This is a genomic window from Mesorhizobium sp. M0340 (assembly GCF_040321535.1).
GTDB lineage: Bacteria > Pseudomonadota > Alphaproteobacteria > Rhizobiales > Rhizobiaceae > Mesorhizobium.
The window spans coordinates 20607-36703 of sequence record NZ_JAMYRR010000037.1 but is presented as its reverse complement, the minus strand read 5'-3'; the positions used below and the strand labels follow the sequence as shown (position 1 = coordinate 36703).

12 protein-coding genes and 1 pseudogene are annotated in these 16097 nt (G+C 62.6%); 9 read left to right on the top strand and 4 right to left on the bottom strand.

Annotation, left to right across the window (positions count from 1 at the left end):
- A pseudogene (locus NKI79_RS30610) lies at positions 1-127 on the bottom strand (S-(hydroxymethyl)glutathione dehydrogenase); the annotation flags it as partial.
- 212 nt (positions 128-339) lie between these two features.
- Between NKI79_RS30610 and NKI79_RS30605 the strand changes: the two are divergent.
- From NKI79_RS30605 to NKI79_RS30590, 4 genes are all read left to right on the top strand, one after another.
- On the top strand, positions 340-2349 hold the full coding sequence (locus NKI79_RS30605; protein ID WP_352806861.1) for an acetyl-CoA carboxylase biotin carboxylase subunit: 2010 nt from the start codon (positions 340-342) through the stop codon (positions 2347-2349).
- Between the two features lie 422 nt (positions 2350-2771).
- On the top strand, positions 2772-6299 hold the full coding sequence (gene dnaE / locus NKI79_RS30600; protein WP_352806859.1) for a DNA polymerase III subunit alpha: 3528 nt from the start codon (positions 2772-2774) through the stop codon (positions 6297-6299).
- A 40-nt stretch (positions 6300-6339) separates the two neighbouring features.
- Positions 6340-7350, top strand: a complete 1011-nt coding sequence (locus NKI79_RS30595) for a methyltransferase (protein ID WP_352806858.1) — start codon at positions 6340-6342, stop codon at positions 7348-7350.
- 108 nt (positions 7351-7458) lie between these two features.
- Positions 7459-8262, top strand: a complete 804-nt coding sequence (locus NKI79_RS30590; protein ID WP_352508845.1) for an ion channel — start codon at positions 7459-7461, stop codon at positions 8260-8262.
- A 9-nt stretch (positions 8263-8271) separates the two neighbouring features.
- Here the strand turns inward: NKI79_RS30590 and NKI79_RS30585 are convergent, their stop codons facing one another.
- Entirely contained in the window at positions 8272-9153 is an 882-nt protein-coding gene (locus tag NKI79_RS30585) for a DMT family transporter (RefSeq protein WP_254820131.1), read from the bottom strand.
- A gap of 174 nt (positions 9154-9327) precedes the next feature.
- On the opposite strand from NKI79_RS30585, the gene NKI79_RS30580 reads away from it, so the two are divergent.
- A complete protein-coding gene (locus NKI79_RS30580; protein WP_254820132.1) occupies positions 9328-9834 on the top strand; it encodes a hypothetical protein in 507 nt (168 codons plus the stop codon).
- A gap of 3 nt (positions 9835-9837) precedes the next feature.
- On the opposite strand, the gene NKI79_RS30575 is transcribed toward NKI79_RS30580, so the two are convergent.
- A complete protein-coding gene (locus tag NKI79_RS30575) occupies positions 9838-11166 on the bottom strand; it encodes a DNA polymerase IV (RefSeq protein ID WP_352806855.1) in 1329 nt (442 codons plus the stop codon).
- 68 nt (positions 11167-11234) lie between these two features.
- Between NKI79_RS30575 and NKI79_RS30570 the strand changes: the two genes are divergently transcribed.
- A complete protein-coding gene (locus NKI79_RS30570) occupies positions 11235-11810 on the top strand; it encodes a GNAT family N-acetyltransferase (RefSeq protein WP_352706581.1) in 576 nt (191 codons plus the stop codon).
- A gap of 97 nt (positions 11811-11907) precedes the next feature.
- Entirely contained in the window at positions 11908-13455 is a 1548-nt protein-coding gene (locus NKI79_RS30565) for a hypothetical protein (protein ID WP_352806852.1), read from the top strand.
- Positions 13456-13639: 184 nt separating this feature from the next.
- Here NKI79_RS30565 and NKI79_RS30560 read toward each other — a convergent pair whose 3' ends face one another.
- Positions 13640-13939, bottom strand: coding sequence for a DUF3572 domain-containing protein (locus tag NKI79_RS30560; protein WP_254820136.1), 300 nt, complete (start codon positions 13937-13939; stop codon positions 13640-13642).
- Between the two features lie 217 nt (positions 13940-14156).
- Here NKI79_RS30560 and NKI79_RS30555 point away from each other — a divergent pair, with 217 nt between their 5' ends.
- Both NKI79_RS30555 and NKI79_RS30550 read left to right on the top strand, forming a co-directional pair.
- The gene (locus NKI79_RS30555; protein WP_006334976.1) at positions 14157-14528 is read left to right on the top strand and encodes a response regulator; all 372 of its coding nucleotides are present in this window, start codon (positions 14157-14159) and stop codon (positions 14526-14528) included.
- Between the two features lie 34 nt (positions 14529-14562).
- Positions 14563-15936, top strand: coding sequence for a PleD family two-component system response regulator (locus tag NKI79_RS30550; protein WP_352806850.1), 1374 nt, complete (start codon positions 14563-14565; stop codon positions 15934-15936).
- Positions 15937-16097: the final 161 nt, after the last annotated feature.

Here is a 16097-nt window from a genome sequence, read left to right as displayed (position 1 = left end):
CGGTGTGGCAGATGCCGGTTGCCTTGATCTCGACCAGCACCTCGCCATCGCGAGGACCCTCGAGGTCGACCTCCATGATCTCCAGCGGCTTTCCGGCGGCGACAGCAACAGCGGCGCGCGTTTTCATCAGGCAATCCTCCCAAGACAGTCTGCAATCCAAGCTAGATTTAACTTACCATTCAGCTCCGCGCTATGCACGAAGCGACGTTCCGACCCCGGATTTTCGTCAGCGCTCGCCGATCTACATCCGGGATAGGCTCCGACTTTGCCTTGACCGCCCTTCTGAAGCCCATAAAACGGGAAGCCCGTAAAAAAGGGCAGCCGAGGGACGAGGCCTGCATGTTCACAAAGATCCTGGTCGCCAACCGTGGCGAGATCGCCTGCCGCGTGATCAAGACGGCGCGCAAAATGGGCATCGTCACCGTCGCGGTCTATTCCGATGCCGACCGCGACGCCGTGCATGTCGAAATGGCCGACGAGGCGGTGCATATCGGGCCTTCGCCGGCCGCGCAAAGTTATCTGGTCGCGGAAAAGATCATCGCCGCCTGCAAGGCCACAGGAGCAGAGGCCGTGCATCCCGGCTACGGTTTCCTGTCCGAGCGGGCATCCTTCTGCGAAACGTTGGAGCAGGAAGGCATCGTCTTCATTGGCCCGAAGCCCAAGGCCATCAAGGCGATGGGCGACAAGATCGAATCGAAGAAGTTCGCCAATGCGACCAAGGTGTCGACGGTGCCCGGCTGGCTCGGCGTCGTCGAAAACGCCGCCCATGCCGAAAGAATAGCCGGCGAAATCGGCTATCCCGTGATGATCAAGGCCTCGGCCGGCGGCGGCGGCAAGGGCATGCGCATCGCCTGGAGCAAGGCAGAGGTGCGCGACGGCTTCGACCGGGCGCGGTCGGAGGCCAAAAGCTCGTTCGGCGATGACCGCGTCTTCATCGAAAAATTCATCGTCGATCCGCGCCATATCGAAATCCAGGTGCTCGCCGACGCGCATGGCAGCACGCTCTATCTCGGCGAGCGCGAATGCTCGATCCAGCGCCGCAACCAAAAGATCGTAGAGGAGGCGCCGTCGCCGTTCCTCGATGCCAAGACCCGCAAAGCCATGGGCGAGCAGTCCGTGGCGCTGGCCAAGGCCGTCGACTACCAGAGCGCCGGCACGGTCGAGTTCATCGTCGACAGCGACAAGAACTTCTATTTCCTGGAAATGAACACGCGGCTGCAGGTCGAGCATCCGGTGACGGAACTCGTCACCGGCATCGACCTGGTCGAGCAGATGATCCGCGTGGCGGCCGGCGAAAAGCTCGCCATCAAGCAGAGCGACGTCAAGCTGAACGGCTGGGCGGTGGAAAGCCGCCTCTATGCCGAAGATCCGTATCGCAACTTTCTGCCGTCGATCGGCAGGCTGACCAAGTATCGGCCGCCCGAGGAAGGAAAGTTCGGCGACATCGTTATCCGCAACGATACCGGCGTCACCGAAGGCTCGGAAATCTCGATGTTCTATGACCCGATGGTCGCCAAGCTGTGCACCTGGGCGCCGACACGGCTGGCGGCGATAGACGCGATGTCGGAGGCGCTGGACAGTTTCGTCGTCGACGGCATCGAGCACAACATACCGTTCCTGGCGGCGCTGATGCAGCATCCGCGCTGGCGGGAAGGTCAGATATCGACCGGGTTCATCGCCGAGGAGTATCCCGACGGCTTCGCGCCGATTGTGCCAGACGCCGAGGAGAAAGCGGTGCTGGCCGCGATTGCCACCGCGGTGGAACTGCTGCGCCGCGACCGGCTCGACCGGCTGGGCGGGCGGCTGGCGCCGCATTCCGGCGCCTTGAAACGCGATTGGGTGGTGAAGATCGGCCCGGACTATCTTTCGGTCGCCATCGTCGAAGGGATGATTTCCATTCCGATGGAGCTCGACCTCACAATCGACGGCAAGGCACTGACCGTGAACTCCGACTGGCGGCCGGGCGATCTCATCTGGCGCGGCACGGTCGGCGGCCGCAAGGTCGCGGCGCAGGTCAGGCCGGTGCTGAACGGGTTCCGCATCGCCTGGAAAGGCATCTCGGTGACAGCCCGCGCCATGCTGCCGCGCACCGCCGAACTCGAAAGGCTGATGCCGGAAAAAGTGGCGCCGGATACCTCGAAGATGCTGCTTTGCCCGATGCCTGGCCTCGTCGTGTCGATCGCCGTTGCCGAGGGGCAGGAGGTCAAGGCCGGCGAGACGCTTGCCGTGGTCGAAGCGATGAAGATGGAGAACGTGCTGCGCGCCGAGCGCGACCTCATCGTCTCGAAGCTCAACGCCAAGCCCGGCGACAGCCTTGCCGTCGACGCGGTAATCATGGAATTCGCGTGAGGCTGTAATCTGCTTGAGGTTGGCGGGACGGAGGGGGAGCGAAGGAACGCGACCCTGCAATTGGTTGAGCACGCTCGCTTGAGGAAGGACAAGGCGAGGGGCGCGCGGAATTCGCTTTTTTTGCCCTCACAACGTATTTTGTTCTTGCTTTGTGCCGGCAGCTATGCTACTAATTTGGATATGGTGCTAAATGGCTCCAACGACCCGCCCGCTGTGGCGGGTTTTGTGTTTCCGGCCTGAGGTTGGCGGGACGGCGCCCCTCTCTGTCCTGCCGGACATCTCGCCCACGAGGGGGAGATCGGCAGCTTCGGCGGTTGCTCTAAACGTTCAAAGCTCCAATCGCTTCTGCTGGACTCGTGTTACCCGGTGCCGGACAATACATCTTGATCGACTGAGTCCCTGTGAGGCGGCGCGAAAAAACCATGACGGATGAGAGACTTCCACGCGACCCCTTGCTGCGAGTGGCCTATGCAAAGGCGTCGCGGGCGGAGGCGACGGCGCGTCGGTTCATTCATCTGCGCGTGCACTCGGCCTATTCGCTGCTCGAAGGTGCCTTGCAGCTCGGGAAGATCATCGGCCATGCGGTGCAGGACGAATGCCCGGCAATCGCCGTCACCGACACCAACAATCTGTTCGGTGCGCTGGAATTCGCGCAAAAGGCCGTGAAGGACGGCATCCAGCCGATCATCGGCTGCCAGATCGACATCGCCTTTTCCGGTGAGGCGAACGACAGCCAGCGCGACCGCAGGCGGCAGGGGCCGGAGATGCGGCCGGTGGTCCTGATCGCCGCCACCGAGGCCGGCTACGGCAATCTGGTCAGGCTGGTCAGCCGCGTCTACCTCGAGACACCGCCCGGCGAGGCGGTGCATCTGACGAGCGAGATGCTGCAGGGCCATTCCGACGGTCTGATCTGCCTTACCGGCGGGCCGCGCGGTCCGATCGGCAATGCCTTGAAAGAGGACCGCCGTGAACTCGCCGAGACCCGGCTGCTGGCGCTCAAGGGCCTGTTCGGCGACCGGCTCTATGTCGAACTGGAACGGGTCTCCGGCTACGACCGCGCGATCGAGCAGTCGTCGGTCGATCTCGCCTACCGCCACGATCTGCCGCTGGTTGCCACCAACGAAGCGTTTTTCTTCTCTCGTGAAGACTATGAGGCGCATGACGCCCTGATCGCCATCGCCGAAGGCTCCGTGGTTGCGGCCGATAATCGCCGCCGCCTGTCGCCCGACAATTTCCTGAGAAGCCAGGCCGACATGGCGAGGCTGTTCGCCGACCTGCCGGAAGCGATCGACAACACCGTCGAGATCGCACTGCGCTGCTCCTACTATCCGAAGACACGAAACCCGATCCTGCCGCGCTTTGCCGGCCGCGATGTCGCCGACGCCGATGCGGCGGTCAAGGCGGAGGCGCAGGAGCTTGCCAGGCAGGCGCATGAAGGACTGGAGGCGCGGCTGGCGGCGCACGGGCCGACGCCCGGCTATACAGTCGAGCAATATCGCGAGAGGCTGGATTTCGAGCTCGGGGTCATCGAGAAGATGAAATATCCCGGCTATTTCCTGATCGTTGCCGACTTCATCAAATGGGCCAAGGCGCAAGGCATTCCGGTTGGCCCGGGCCGCGGATCAGGCGCCGGCTCGCTGGTCGCGTATTCGACGACCATCACCGACATCGATCCGCTGCGTTTTTCGCTGCTGTTCGAGCGCTTCCTCAATCCCGATCGCGTGTCGATGCCCGACTTCGACATCGACTTCTGCCAGGACCGGCGCGAGGAGGTCATCCGCTACGTCCAGCAGAGATACGGCCGCGACCAGGTCGGCCAGATCATCACCTTCGGTACCCTGCAGGCGCGCGCCGTGCTGCGCGACGTCGGCCGCGTGCTGCAGATGCCCTACGGGCAGGTCGACAAGCTGAGCAAGATGGTGCCGTCGAACCCGGCCAATCCGGTCAAGCTCGCCGACGCCATCGCCAACGAGCCGCGCTTTGCCGAGGAGGCCGAGCGCGAGCCGATCGTACAGACGCTGCTCGACACGGCGCAGAAGCTGGAAGGTCTGTACCGTCACGCCTCGACTCATGCCGCCGGCATCGTCATCGGCGACCGGCCGCTGTCGGAACTGGTGCCGATGTACCGCGATCCGCGCTCGGACATGCCGGTCACCCAGTTCAACATGAAATATGTCGAGCAGGCCGGGCTGGTGAAGTTCGACTTCCTTGGCCTGAAGACGCTGACGGTGCTGGACAGGGCGGTCAAGCTGATCCGCCGCCGCGGCATCGAGATCGATCTCGCCCACATTCCGCTCGACGACCCGGAAACCTACGCCATGCTGTCGCGCGGCGAAGTGGTCGGCGTGTTCCAGGTGGAAAGTGCCGGCATGCGCAAGGCGCTGATCGGCATGCGGCCCGACTGTATCGAGGACATTATCGCGCTCGTTGCGCTCTACCGGCCGGGGCCGATGGAGAACATCCCGACCTACAACGCCAGAAAGCACGGCGAGGAGGAGATGGCGTCGATCCACCCGAAGATCGACCATCTCGTCAAGGAGACGCAAGGCGTCATCGTCTACCAGGAACAAGTGATGCAGATTGCGCAGGAGCTCTCCGGCTATTCGCTGGGCGAAGCCGATCTGCTGCGCCGCGCCATGGGCAAGAAGATCCGCGCCGAGATGGACAAGCAGCGCGAGCGCTTTGTTTCGGGCGCGGTCGAGCGCGGCGTCGGCAAGCCGCAAGCCGACTTCATCTTCGACCTGCTGGCAAAGTTTGCCGACTACGGTTTCAACAAATCGCATGCCGCCGCCTATGCCGTCGTCTCCTACCAGACCGCCTATCTGAAGGCGCATTACCCCGTCGAATTCCTGGCGGCATCGATGACGCTCGACATGGGCAATACGGACAAGCTCGCCGATTTCCGCCAGGATGCGCTGCGCCTCGGCATCGAGGTGGTGGCGCCGTCGGTGATGACGTCGTTCCGGGATTTCGAGGTCGGCGAGAACCGCATCTTCTATTCGCTGGCCGCGCTCAAGGGCGTCGGCGACGCCGCAGTCGAGCACATCGTCGCCACGCGCGGCGAAAAACCGTTCAAGAGCCTCGCCGATTTCTGCGAAAGGGTCGATCCGAAGATCGTCGGCAAACGCGTCTTCGAGAGCCTGATCATGGCCGGCGCGCTCGACTGCTTCGGTCTCGACCGGGCGGCGATGATGGCCGGCGTCGAGCGGATGATGGGGCTGGCGTCCTTGGCGCAGCAGAATGCCGTCACAGGCCAGCACGACATCTTTGGCGCCTCGCTGGGCGCACAGTCGCAGGCACTCAACTTGCCGGCGACCGACCCCTGGCTCGCCGCCGACCGCCTGCACCGTGAATTCCAGGTGGTCGGGTTCTATCTCTCGGCGCATCCGCTCGACGAATACAAGGCGGCGCTGCAGAAAATGCGGGTGCAGACCTGGGCCGAATTCTCGGCCGCCGTCAAACGCGGTGCGGCCGCCGGCCGGCTCGCCGGGACGGTGACCACCAAGCAGGAACGCAAGACGCGCACCGGCAACAAGATGGGCGTCGTGCAGTTTTCCGACACGTCCGGCCAGTATGAAGCGGTGCTGTTTTCCGAGGGACTGGCGCAATATCGCGACCTGCTCGAGCCCGGCCGCTCGGTGGTCATCACCGTTTCGGCCGAGGACAGGCCGGAAGGCGTCAATCTGCGCATCCAGACCGTGCAGTCGCTGGAGGACGAGGCAAGCCGCGTCCAGAAAGCGCTACGCATCTTCGTGCGCGACGCAGCACCGATCGGCACGCTTGCCGGCCAGCTTGCCGTCAAGGGCGAGGGACAGGTAAGCTTTGTGCTGATAAAGGATGACGGCCAGGGGGAGGTCGAGATCGAATTGCCCAGTCGTTATCGTATCTCGCCTCAGATCGCGTCAGCCATGCGCGCGGTGCCGGGCGTGGTTGAAGTGGAGCTGGTTTAAAATACCGAAACCTTCGGGTTTTGGCGATTTGGGGGGCGCCATGGATGAACGCGCAGCCGCTTTCGAACTAACACGGATGGTCAACGGGTACCGCGTCTCGCAGGCGATCTCGGTCGCCGCGACGCTCGGCATCGCCGACCACATCAAGGACGGCAAGCGCTCGGCAGCAGATATTGCAAGCCTGACCGACACACATCCGCGCGCGCTCTATCGGTTGCTGCGGGCGCTTGCGGCGGTCGGCATATTTCACGAGGCCGAGGACGGGCAGTTCTCGCTAACGCCGCTTGGCGCCGCCTTGCGCTCCGATGCTGAGTTTTCCGCTGCACCCTGGGCCGCCTTCGTCGGAAGGCCTTATTACCGGCAAGCGTGGAGCGAACTGCTCTACAGCATCCAAACCGGCAAGAACGCATTTCGCCACGCGCATGGCAAGGGCGTCTGGGAATACCGGGCAGAGCATCCAGAGGAGTCCGCTATCTTCGATCGCGCGATGGCAGCGAATTCGCGCGGCGTGGTGGCAGCCATCCTGGCGGCGTATGATTTTTCGTCGTTTCCGGTCATCATGGACGTCGGCGGTGGCCAGGGCGCGCTGCTTGCCGAAGTCCTGGCCGCGACCCCGGGCAGCCGCGGCATCCTTTTCGACCAGCCGCATGTGGTAGCGCCGGCCGCCTCGGTGCTGGCGGCGAAAGGTGTCGCCGATCGCTGTGAGATCGTCGGAGGCGATTTCTTTGCCGAGCTGCCCGTGGCGGCCGACGCGCTGCTGCTCAAATGGATTTTGCATGACTGGGACGACGAGACCAACGTCGCGATCCTGCAAAACTGTCGCCAGGCGATCCGTGCGGGCGGCAAGTTGCTGGTTTTTGAGGCCGTGCTTGAGCCGCCCAATCAGGGGGCGAATGCCAAATTCTCCGACCTCAACATGCTGGTCGCGCCCGATGGTCAGGAGCGGACGGCCGATGAATTCAAGTCGCTGCTGGCAAAGGGTGGCTTCGAGGTGACCGAGATCATCCAGGCGGGGCCACGCATCAGCGTTGTAGAGGCAAGGCCGGTTTGATCGCGGCTGAAGCCATTTGCCGCAACCGCCGGGATCGGTCGGATGGCGCAAGCTTCCGCCTGCCTTGTCGACTGGACGGCTGTCGCAGCGAAGGCTATCGCGATCGTCATGAAGGTAGCTGACAAGAACGGAGCCCAAGATATTTCAGCCTTGGCCCGGCTGCGCGACATGTTGCGCAAGCTGTATCACGGGCGCACAGCGGCGGCGTTCCGGTTTCAGCTTGCGGCCGTTGTCATCGACCTTGCCATCATCGCCTTTTTCATCGCCACGCCGGTGATCCAGAAGTCGTCTTCGTTCCTCTGGCTGGACTACTCCGTGGCAGCACTTGTCGCCGCCGACATGATTGCCCGGCTGCTTGCCTCCAACGACATGCTGCGCCTGATGAAACAGCCGGCGTCGTGGATTGATGCCTTCATCCTGCTGACTCTGCTGATGCCTACGGCGCTGGCCAATCTCGGTTTTTTGCGCATCCTGCGGCTGTGGTCGCTGTCGCGTAGCGGCGCGCTGTGGCGATTTCTCGAGATGCGCGGCTTCAGGCGATGGCGCGAGGCGAGCCGTGCGGTCATCAATTTCCTGACATTCCTCTTTGTCATCACGGGTTTCGTCTACACCTTCTTCTTCCGCACCGTGGGTGGTCTCGAGGGCTATGTCGATGCGCTGTATTTCACGGTCGCCACGGTCACCACGACCGGTTTCGGTGACATCGTCCTGCCCGGTGTGGCCGGCAAGCTCACCGCGATCGCCACCATGATCATTGGCATATCGCTGTTCGTCCGGCTTGCACAGGCGCTCTTCCGTCCCACCAAGGTGTTCTTTCCTTGCCCGCAATGCGGGCTGCAGCGGCACGAGCCCGACGCCGTTCATTGCAAGGCCTGTGGGCACGTTCTGAACATACCCGACGACGGCGATTGAAACGCAGGGCTACGCTGCCGCCACTTCCGCAGGTTTGGCGGCTTTTTTCTGCAGATTGAGCAGATTGCCAAGCAGGATCAGCAGGGCGCCGCCGGCGGTGAAGGCGTCGATCTGCTCGTGATAGAGCAGCCATCCGATCATCGCCGACAGCGGTACGCGCAAAAAGTCCATTGGCGAGATGACCGTCGCATCGGCATAGACAAGTGCGCGGGCCATGCAGAAATGCGACGACATGCCGGTAAACGCGATCAGCAGGATCCACGGCCAGAGCTCGAGCGGCGGGTTGCGCCATTCGTACAGCGCCGGGACGAGGCCAAGCACCGACTGGATGATCAGCATCCAGAAGATGATGCGCACGACGCTGTCCGTCCGCGTCAGCGACTTGACGAGAACCACCGAGACGCCGAAGCAGACCGCTGCTCCCAGCACGATAACATGCCCCGGATTGACCGCGCCGACGCCCGGACGCACGATGATCACCACGCCGATCAGCCCCAGCACGATCGCCGCCAGCCTTGGCCGGGAGAGCCTTTCGCCGAGGAAAGCTACCGCCAGCAGCGCAGTCCAGATCGGCGTCGTGAATTCGATCGAGATCAGCACCGCAAGCGGGATCAGCGTCAAGGCATAAAGCCAGGCAGCCTGGCCGGTATAATGGACGACGTTGCGGGCGAGATGGGCCAACGGGCGTCCGGTGCGCATCGCCGGAAAACCGCCTGACATCATGACCAGCGGCAGCAGGATGAAAAAGCCGATCACCGAGCGCAGCTCGAGCACCTGGAAGACGTTGAGTTCTGCCGTCGTGGCGCGGCCGGCCACCGACATCGCCAGGAACGAGGCGATCGACAGCGCCATCCAGAACGCGGCCTTGGGGATCGAGGGTGCGGGTGCCATGGGCGCTATGTCGCAAGCCGGCGCTTTCATCGCAACCGCTAGCCGGCGCATTCGACTGGGCCAGCCGTGAAGCGTTGCAAACAGTGATGTTGAAGCCGGAACCCGCTGCTGAGGGAAGCGTTGGTCCCTCAGTGTTTGCGTGCTGTGTTTTGGATACCAACGAGGAGCGGTCCGATGAAATCACTTGCACGATTTATACTTGCCGGGTGCCTGACGGCCGGGGCCGGCGCAGCGCATGCCGACGATCCGGATTTTCTTCGCTCATTCCAGGGGAATTTCGCCGGCAAAGGCACCGTCAAGGTTACCACCGATGCGCCGACGGTGAATGTCTCCTGTCATTTCAATTCCGACGCAACATCGAGCTCGCTATCGCTCGACGGCAGCTGCCGCGGTCTTATCGTGGTGACGCGCGCCATCAGCGCCGATCTCAAATCGAGCGGGACGAAATACACCGGCACCTATGTCGGATCGCGCACCGGGCCGGCGCAATTGAGCGGCAGCCGCTCCGGCAACGCAATCAATCTCGGCATTCGTTGGGCCAAGGAGGTCAATGGCGACCGCAGGGCGCAAATGACTGTTGAGAAAACCGGCGAGGACGGCATGCGGCTGACCGTCGTCGATACCGATCCGAAAACCGGCAAGAGTGTGGTGACCAGCAGGATCGATCTGCGGCGCACCTGACTATCACTCCTCGACCGGTTCGGGCGGATGGGCATCGCGGCCCTTGCCGAAGGTATAGCCGGTTTCCACCGCCCTGCGGCCGAACTTGCCGCGCAGCGTATCGATAGCGCCTTCGGCCATGGCGCGCTTGCGTGACTGGACGTCGACCAGATCGGGCGGGTCCGCCCGGTCATCGTCGGAGAGATCGCTGACGCCAATGCCGAGCAGCCGGTATTTCGTGCCGTCGGCCTCCTTGCGCAGCAGTTCGAGCCCGGTCTGAAAGATGCGGTCGGCCAGCCGGGTCGGATCGCCGAGCTGGCGATTGCGCGTACGGATCTTGAAATCCTGGGTCTTCAGCTTGAGGACGACGGTGCGTCCGGCAATGCCGGACTTTTTCAGCCGGGCCGAGACTTTTTCCGACAGCGCCCTCAGCACCGAAACCAGGTCGTCGACGGAGGCGATGTCGGTGTCGAAAGTGGTTTCCGCCGAGACGCTTTTCGCGTCCTGGTCGGGAACGACGCGACGGTCGTCCTCGCCGCGCGAGAGCCGGTAGAGCCGGTCACCCATAACGCCGTAGCGGCGCATCAGATCGCCGCGCTCCATGCGCTGCAGCTGGCCGATGGTGCGGATGCCGTCGCGCTCGAGCGTGACGGCAAAGGCCTTGCCGACCCCCCAGATCAGCGTCACCGGCTGCTCGGCCAGGAAGCCAATAGCCTCGGTCTCGCCGATCACCGAAAAGCCGCGTGGCTTGCGGAAGTCCGATGCCACCTTGGCCAGGAACTTGCAGTAGGAAAGGCCGGTCGAAACGGTGATGCCGATCTCCTTTTCCACGCCGAGTGCGAAGCGCGCCAGAACAACCGCAGGCGGCAGGCCATGCAGGCGCTCGGTACCGGCGAGGTCGAGAAAGGCCTCGTCGATCGAGAGCGGCTCGACCAGCGGCGTCAGCGCCTGCATCATGGCGCGCACCTCGCGGCCGACGCGCACGTATTTTTCCATGTCCGGCGGCAGAACCACCGCTTCGGGACAGGCTTCGAGCGCCTTGAACATCGGCATTGCCGAGCGCACGCCATGGATGCGGGCGATGTAGCAGGCAGTGGATACGACGCCACGCTTGCCGCCGCCGATGATCAATGGCCGGTCCTTCAACGCCGGGTTGTCGCGCTTTTCGACCGCCGCGTAGAACGCGTCGCAGTCGATATGGGCAAGGCGCAACCGGTAGAGCTCCGGATGGCGGGCGAGCCTTGGACTGCCGCAGCGCTCGCAACGGCGTGCCTCGCTGCGCTGAAAATTCAGGCAGTCGCGGCAAAAACCGTGTTCGGGGTTGTTGACAGGAGCCGCCATCGCTGCGAACATAAAGAGAACAAATGCAATGGTACGTCAGGACGGACGCCACGACAAGGCGGTGGGCCGGGAGAGAGCTCATGAATACGACCATAGCGCCGCTAGTGCCTGAGCTTTGGGCGGATTTCGAGGATCTTTTCGGCAAGCAGGGCGCCTGTTACGGCTGCTGGTGTACGCATTTCCGGTTAGCGCCTGCGGTGCGCCGCGCGAGCAATCGCGAGCGCAACAAGGACCACATCAAGGCGCGAATCGAGGCCGGGCCGCCGCCCGGCCTGTTGGCTTTCGAGGGTGGCCAGGCGGTCGGCTGGATGCAGATCGGCCCGCGTGCCGACGTGCCCGAATGGAACAACCAGGGCAGGGGGTCGGCGCCGATCGATCCCGCCGACGCCGCCGATCCGGGCGTCTGGGCGATCTCCTGCTTCTTCATCCGCACCAAGGCACGCGGCAGGGGCCTGTCGCACCGCCTGGTCGCGGGCGGCATCGAGTTCGCCCGCCAGAACGGCGCGCGCCTGATCGAGGCCTGCCCCATCGACCTGTCGAAGGATTCGCGGTCGATCGGGCTGTTCGTCGGCTCGTCGCGGGTCTTCGAAAAGGCCGGGTTCCAGCGGTTGGTCGAACGCAAGCCAGGCCGACCGCTGGTGCGGCTGGTGCTGTGACAGCCGCCGCAACACATAGACCTTGTCTTGCGGCTGCGATGGGATTTGCCTACCAGTGATAGAACGGCTTGAGGGCCGCGACTAAGTGAGGATCGACATGAAGCGCGTTTTGCCAGTTGTTTTACTTCTTGCCTGCAGCGCACCGGCCTTCGGCCAAGCGGTCGACAGGCAAGGCGCAAAGCAGCTTTCCGACGATTTGGCGCACTATATCGGCAAGAAGCCGTTCGACATCGGGTTCGTGAAAATTTCAGTCGACGGCGATGCCTACAAGCTCGCTTTCGACTTCAAGCCGGTCAGGGATTTGATGGCAAAGCAGCAGGCCTTCAAGTTCGACGTCACGCCTTACTTCATCTTGGTCAAGCCACGCAAGGATGGACACTGGGACGTTTCGGCGGACGTGTCCCCGAAGGGGTCTATCGATTTCGTTGGCCCTGAGGGGGCGCAGCACATCGATTTCTCCGTGTCGGACAACAAGTTCACCGGAGTTTATGACCCCGACCTGGCTGCTTTCGCGAGCGCAACCGGTTCGATCGCTGGGATGACGATGACCACCCGAGAGCCTAAGCAGCATGCGGATGTCACCGTCGGCGCTGGCACTGCCGCAATAGTTTCGACCAAATCCGCAAATGGCGGCATCGATTTCACGGTGACGGAAAAAATAACGAACTTCGCCGAAACGATCAAAGTCAACGATCCCAAAAATGGGTTGAGTTTTCCGGCTGCTGTAAAAGCGCCTGAACTTTCCGTGGACGCGACCGGCAAGGGTTTGCGGACAAAGCCGCTGCTCGACCTGCTTGCTTTCATCGTGGCGACTGATGATGCAGCCAAATTCAAGGCGGATGAGGCGGAGTTCAAATCGCTTCTGACGGCAGCACTGCCATTGTGGGAGCGGATCGACGGCACCTACGGCTTCAATGACTTTGTGGTGGAGAGCCCGGTAGGCAAGTTCGGTGCGACGCAACTGAAGACCGCCGTCGGCATGGACGGCATCGCCAAGGACGGCAAAATCAACTACGCGTTCAAGGTTTCCGGCCTGACAATGCCACAGCAGGTGCTGCCCAGCTGGAGCGTTGCGTTGCTGCCTACGGATATCGACCTCAACTTCGGCGGCACCAACATCGATCTGGACAGCATGGCGAAGAAAACCATCGAAACCCTTGATTTCAGCAAGGATCCACCGCTGCCGGCAGATTTCGGCAAGCAGATCTTCGCCGATTTCCTGGCCAAGACGCCAAAGGCCATTCTCGGACACAGCACGATCAAGAACGGCAACATCGAGATTGCGATGGAAGGTGAAATGACGTTCCCCGGCAAGAAGCCCGAGACGAGCATGACCATCGATGTCGCGGGCTATGACAAGATCGTGGAGGCTCTGCAGACGGCGGCCAAGACCGAACCGGAAGCGGCACAGTATTTTCCGTTCGCACTCGCCGTCAAAGGGTTCGGCAAGGCACTGCCGGATGGTCGACTGGAATGGATCATCAACGCCAAGGCAGACGGCTCGGTCACGGTCAACGGCGCCATGCTGAAGCCGGCCGATGCCGTTCAGGACAACCCCATCATGGACCCAAGCGATGTTACCGTTCCGGATCATGGCTCGGGCGAGAATGACGATGGCGGGGCAGGGGCGAAGTTGAAACCCTAAATGCCGAGCTTGGAGCGGTTCATCGTTTCACGAAAACGCCGATCCGCTCCATGTCTTTGTTTTTGCGCAATTCCAGACGGAAAACCGTTTCACCCTTTTCCTGGAATTGCTCTCCACGCGGCTGGCGTCAAAGCCCGAGTGCACTCACGATTTTCGGCGCGGCGATCTGTCTCGGGATCGTCCCTTATATCGAACGCTCATGATTGTCGTCGCCGAGCGGCAGCGCCCGCAATGCCTTACCGATTGCGGCGGGCGGCGTTCCGGTCTCCTCGGAAAAACGCATCAGCGTCGGCTCGTGGGCAAGGATGAACTGCAGCACGCCGGCCAGGAATCCCGGTTCACCCGCCGCCTGGCGGATGGAATGAGCTTCGATGCCGGTGATCGCCAGGAAGCGGGGGAGAAGTTCCGGATCGGCGGCGACGAAGCCCAGCGCCTTTACGGCAATCGTTTCCGCTTCCTCGCGCATTGACGCTGCGTTTGCCATCGCTACCTTCCCTCATGGGCGGAATCGTTCTGTTTTCGCAGTAGTGGCAAGTGTCGCCGGCAGCAAGCTCGCCGACCTGGAATCCGAACGCTTTTAGGGCGGCCGGTTTCCGTTTCGTCAATCATATTGCCGTATAGTGGGAACAGGTTTGGTGCGTGCCGACAAGGGGCGCATGACGGCACCCTTCGAGTGGAAGGTCGGCCGGGACGGGAAATCGATGCCAAAGAAGGTTATGATCGTCGAAGACAACGAGCTCAACATGAAGCTCTTTCGCGACCTCATCGAAGCGAGCGGCTACGAGACGGTGCGCACACGTAACGGCCTGGAAGCGCTGGATCTGGCGCGGCAGCACAGGCCGGACCTCATCCTGATGGACATCCAGCTGCCGGAAGTGTCGGGCCTCGAGGTCACCAAATGGCTGAAGGAGGACGACGATCTCCACGTCATCCCTGTCATCGCGGTCACCGCCTTCGCCATGAAGGGCGACGAGGAGCGCATCCGCCAGGGCGGCTGCGAAGCCTATATCTCCAAGCCGATCTCGGTGCCGCGTTTCATCGAAACCATCAAATCCTATCTGGGCGATGCCTGATGTATTTTTCCAGCCGAGCCGGAGCTTTTGTGAAATGACCGCGCGGATCCTCGTCGTCGACGACATCCCAGCCAATGTCAGGCTGCTGGAGGTTCGGCTGCTCGCCGAATATTTCGAGGTTCTGACCGCCACCAACGGGCCGGACGCGATCGAGATCTGCGAGAACGGCAAGGTCGATGTCGTGCTGCTCGACGTGATGATGCCTGACATGGACGGGTTCGAGGTCTGCCGGCGGCTGAAGGGCGACCCGGCGACATCGCACATCCCGGTCGTGATGATCACCGCGCTCGACCAGGTTTCGGACCGGGTGCGTGGCCTCGAGGCCGGCGCCGACGATTTTTTGACCAAGCCGGTCAACGATCTGCAGCTAATGACGCGCGTCAAGAGCCTGGTCAGGCTGAAGTCGCTCACCGACGAGCTACGGCTGCGCGCCTCGACGACACGCAATATCGGCATCGAGGAGCTTTTGAGCCGCAACTTCGCCACCGACGACGCGGTGCCGAAGGTGCTGCTGGTCGACGAGCGCAAATCCTCGTTCGAGCGCATCCAGAAGATGCTGCGCGGCAGTGCCGATCTCGACGTCGCCAACGATCCGCATGCCGGCTTCTTCCAGGCCGCCGAGCTGCCCTACGAATGCGTGATGATCTCGACGGCCTTCGCCGATTTCGACCCGCTGAGGCTCTGCTCGCAATTGCGCTCGCTCGATCGCACTCGTTTCCTGCCAATCATCCTTCTGGCGGACGAGGGCGAGGAGGGGCGTATCATCCGCGGCCTCGAACTCGGCATCAACGATTATCTGATGCGGCCGATCGACCAGCAGGAGCTGACCGCGCGGCTGCGTACGCAGGTGCGCCGCAAGCGCTACAACGACCAGCTTCGCGCCAGCGTCACCCAGACCATCGAGATGGCGGTGACCGATGCACTGACCGGCCTGCACAACCGCCGCTATCTCGACAGCCATCTGCAGACGCTGTTCGACCGCGCCGTGGCACGGCGCCGGCCGCTGTCGGTGATGATCACCGATCTGGACCGCTTCAAGAGCATCAACGACGCGTACGGCCATGACGGCGGCGACGACGTGCTGCGCGAATTCGCGCGGCGGCTGCGCAAGAATGTGCGCGGCATCGATCTAGCCTGCCGCTTCGGTGGCGAGGAGTTCGTGGTGGTGATGCCGGACACGGACGGCGCGGTAGCCGAAAAGGTCGCCGAACGCATTCGCGCCGAAATCGCCCAACTGCCGTTTGCCGTTGGCAGCGAGGGCAAAGCGATCGAAGTCACCGTCAGCGTCGGCGTGTCGTCGGTGCTGAAAGGCGTGGACACGGTCGCGGCGCTGATGAAACGCGCCGACCTTGCGCTCTATGAGGCCAAGAGCGGGGGCCGCAATCGCGTCGTCGCCAAGGCGGCGTAGCACCATAGACGAATTAGCCAGTCAACCCGACAAGGTTACGAATTTACCTTAATCCAAGCGAGTTGCGAGGCTTGGTTAAGAAACTGTTGATTTTCATAAGTTGTTGCGCAAATGTGCAGCCCTTAGACGTAACCGGCACGAGGTCTAGATCGCCGGTTCGA

Bases quoted from the DNA above. Each gene is read 5' to 3' on its own strand.
- dnaE (WP_352806859.1), top strand. From the start codon at position 2,772: ATGACGGATGAGAGACTTCCACGCGACCCCTTGCTGCGAGTGGCCTAT.
- NKI79_RS30560 (WP_254820136.1), bottom strand. From the start codon at position 13,939: ATGGCAAACGCAGCGTCAATGCGCGAGGAAGCGGAAACGATTGCCGTA.
- NKI79_RS30595 (WP_352806858.1), top strand. From the start codon at position 6,340: ATGGATGAACGCGCAGCCGCTTTCGAACTAACACGGATGGTCAACGGG.
- NKI79_RS30555 (WP_006334976.1), top strand. From the start codon at position 14,157: ATGCCAAAGAAGGTTATGATCGTCGAAGACAACGAGCTCAACATGAAG.
- NKI79_RS30565 (WP_352806852.1), top strand. From the start codon at position 11,908: ATGAAGCGCGTTTTGCCAGTTGTTTTACTTCTTGCCTGCAGCGCACCG.
- NKI79_RS30590 (WP_352508845.1), top strand. From the start codon at position 7,459: ATGAAGGTAGCTGACAAGAACGGAGCCCAAGATATTTCAGCCTTGGCC.
- NKI79_RS30585 (WP_254820131.1), bottom strand. From the start codon at position 9,153: ATGGCACCCGCACCCTCGATCCCCAAGGCCGCGTTCTGGATGGCGCTG.
- NKI79_RS30575 (WP_352806855.1), bottom strand. From the start codon at position 11,166: ATGTTCGCAGCGATGGCGGCTCCTGTCAACAACCCCGAACACGGTTTT.
- NKI79_RS30550 (WP_352806850.1), top strand. From the start codon at position 14,563: ATGACCGCGCGGATCCTCGTCGTCGACGACATCCCAGCCAATGTCAGG.
- NKI79_RS30570 (WP_352706581.1), top strand. From the start codon at position 11,235: ATGAATACGACCATAGCGCCGCTAGTGCCTGAGCTTTGGGCGGATTTC.
- NKI79_RS30605 (WP_352806861.1), top strand. From the start codon at position 340: ATGTTCACAAAGATCCTGGTCGCCAACCGTGGCGAGATCGCCTGCCGC.
- NKI79_RS30580 (WP_254820132.1), top strand. From the start codon at position 9,328: ATGAAATCACTTGCACGATTTATACTTGCCGGGTGCCTGACGGCCGGG.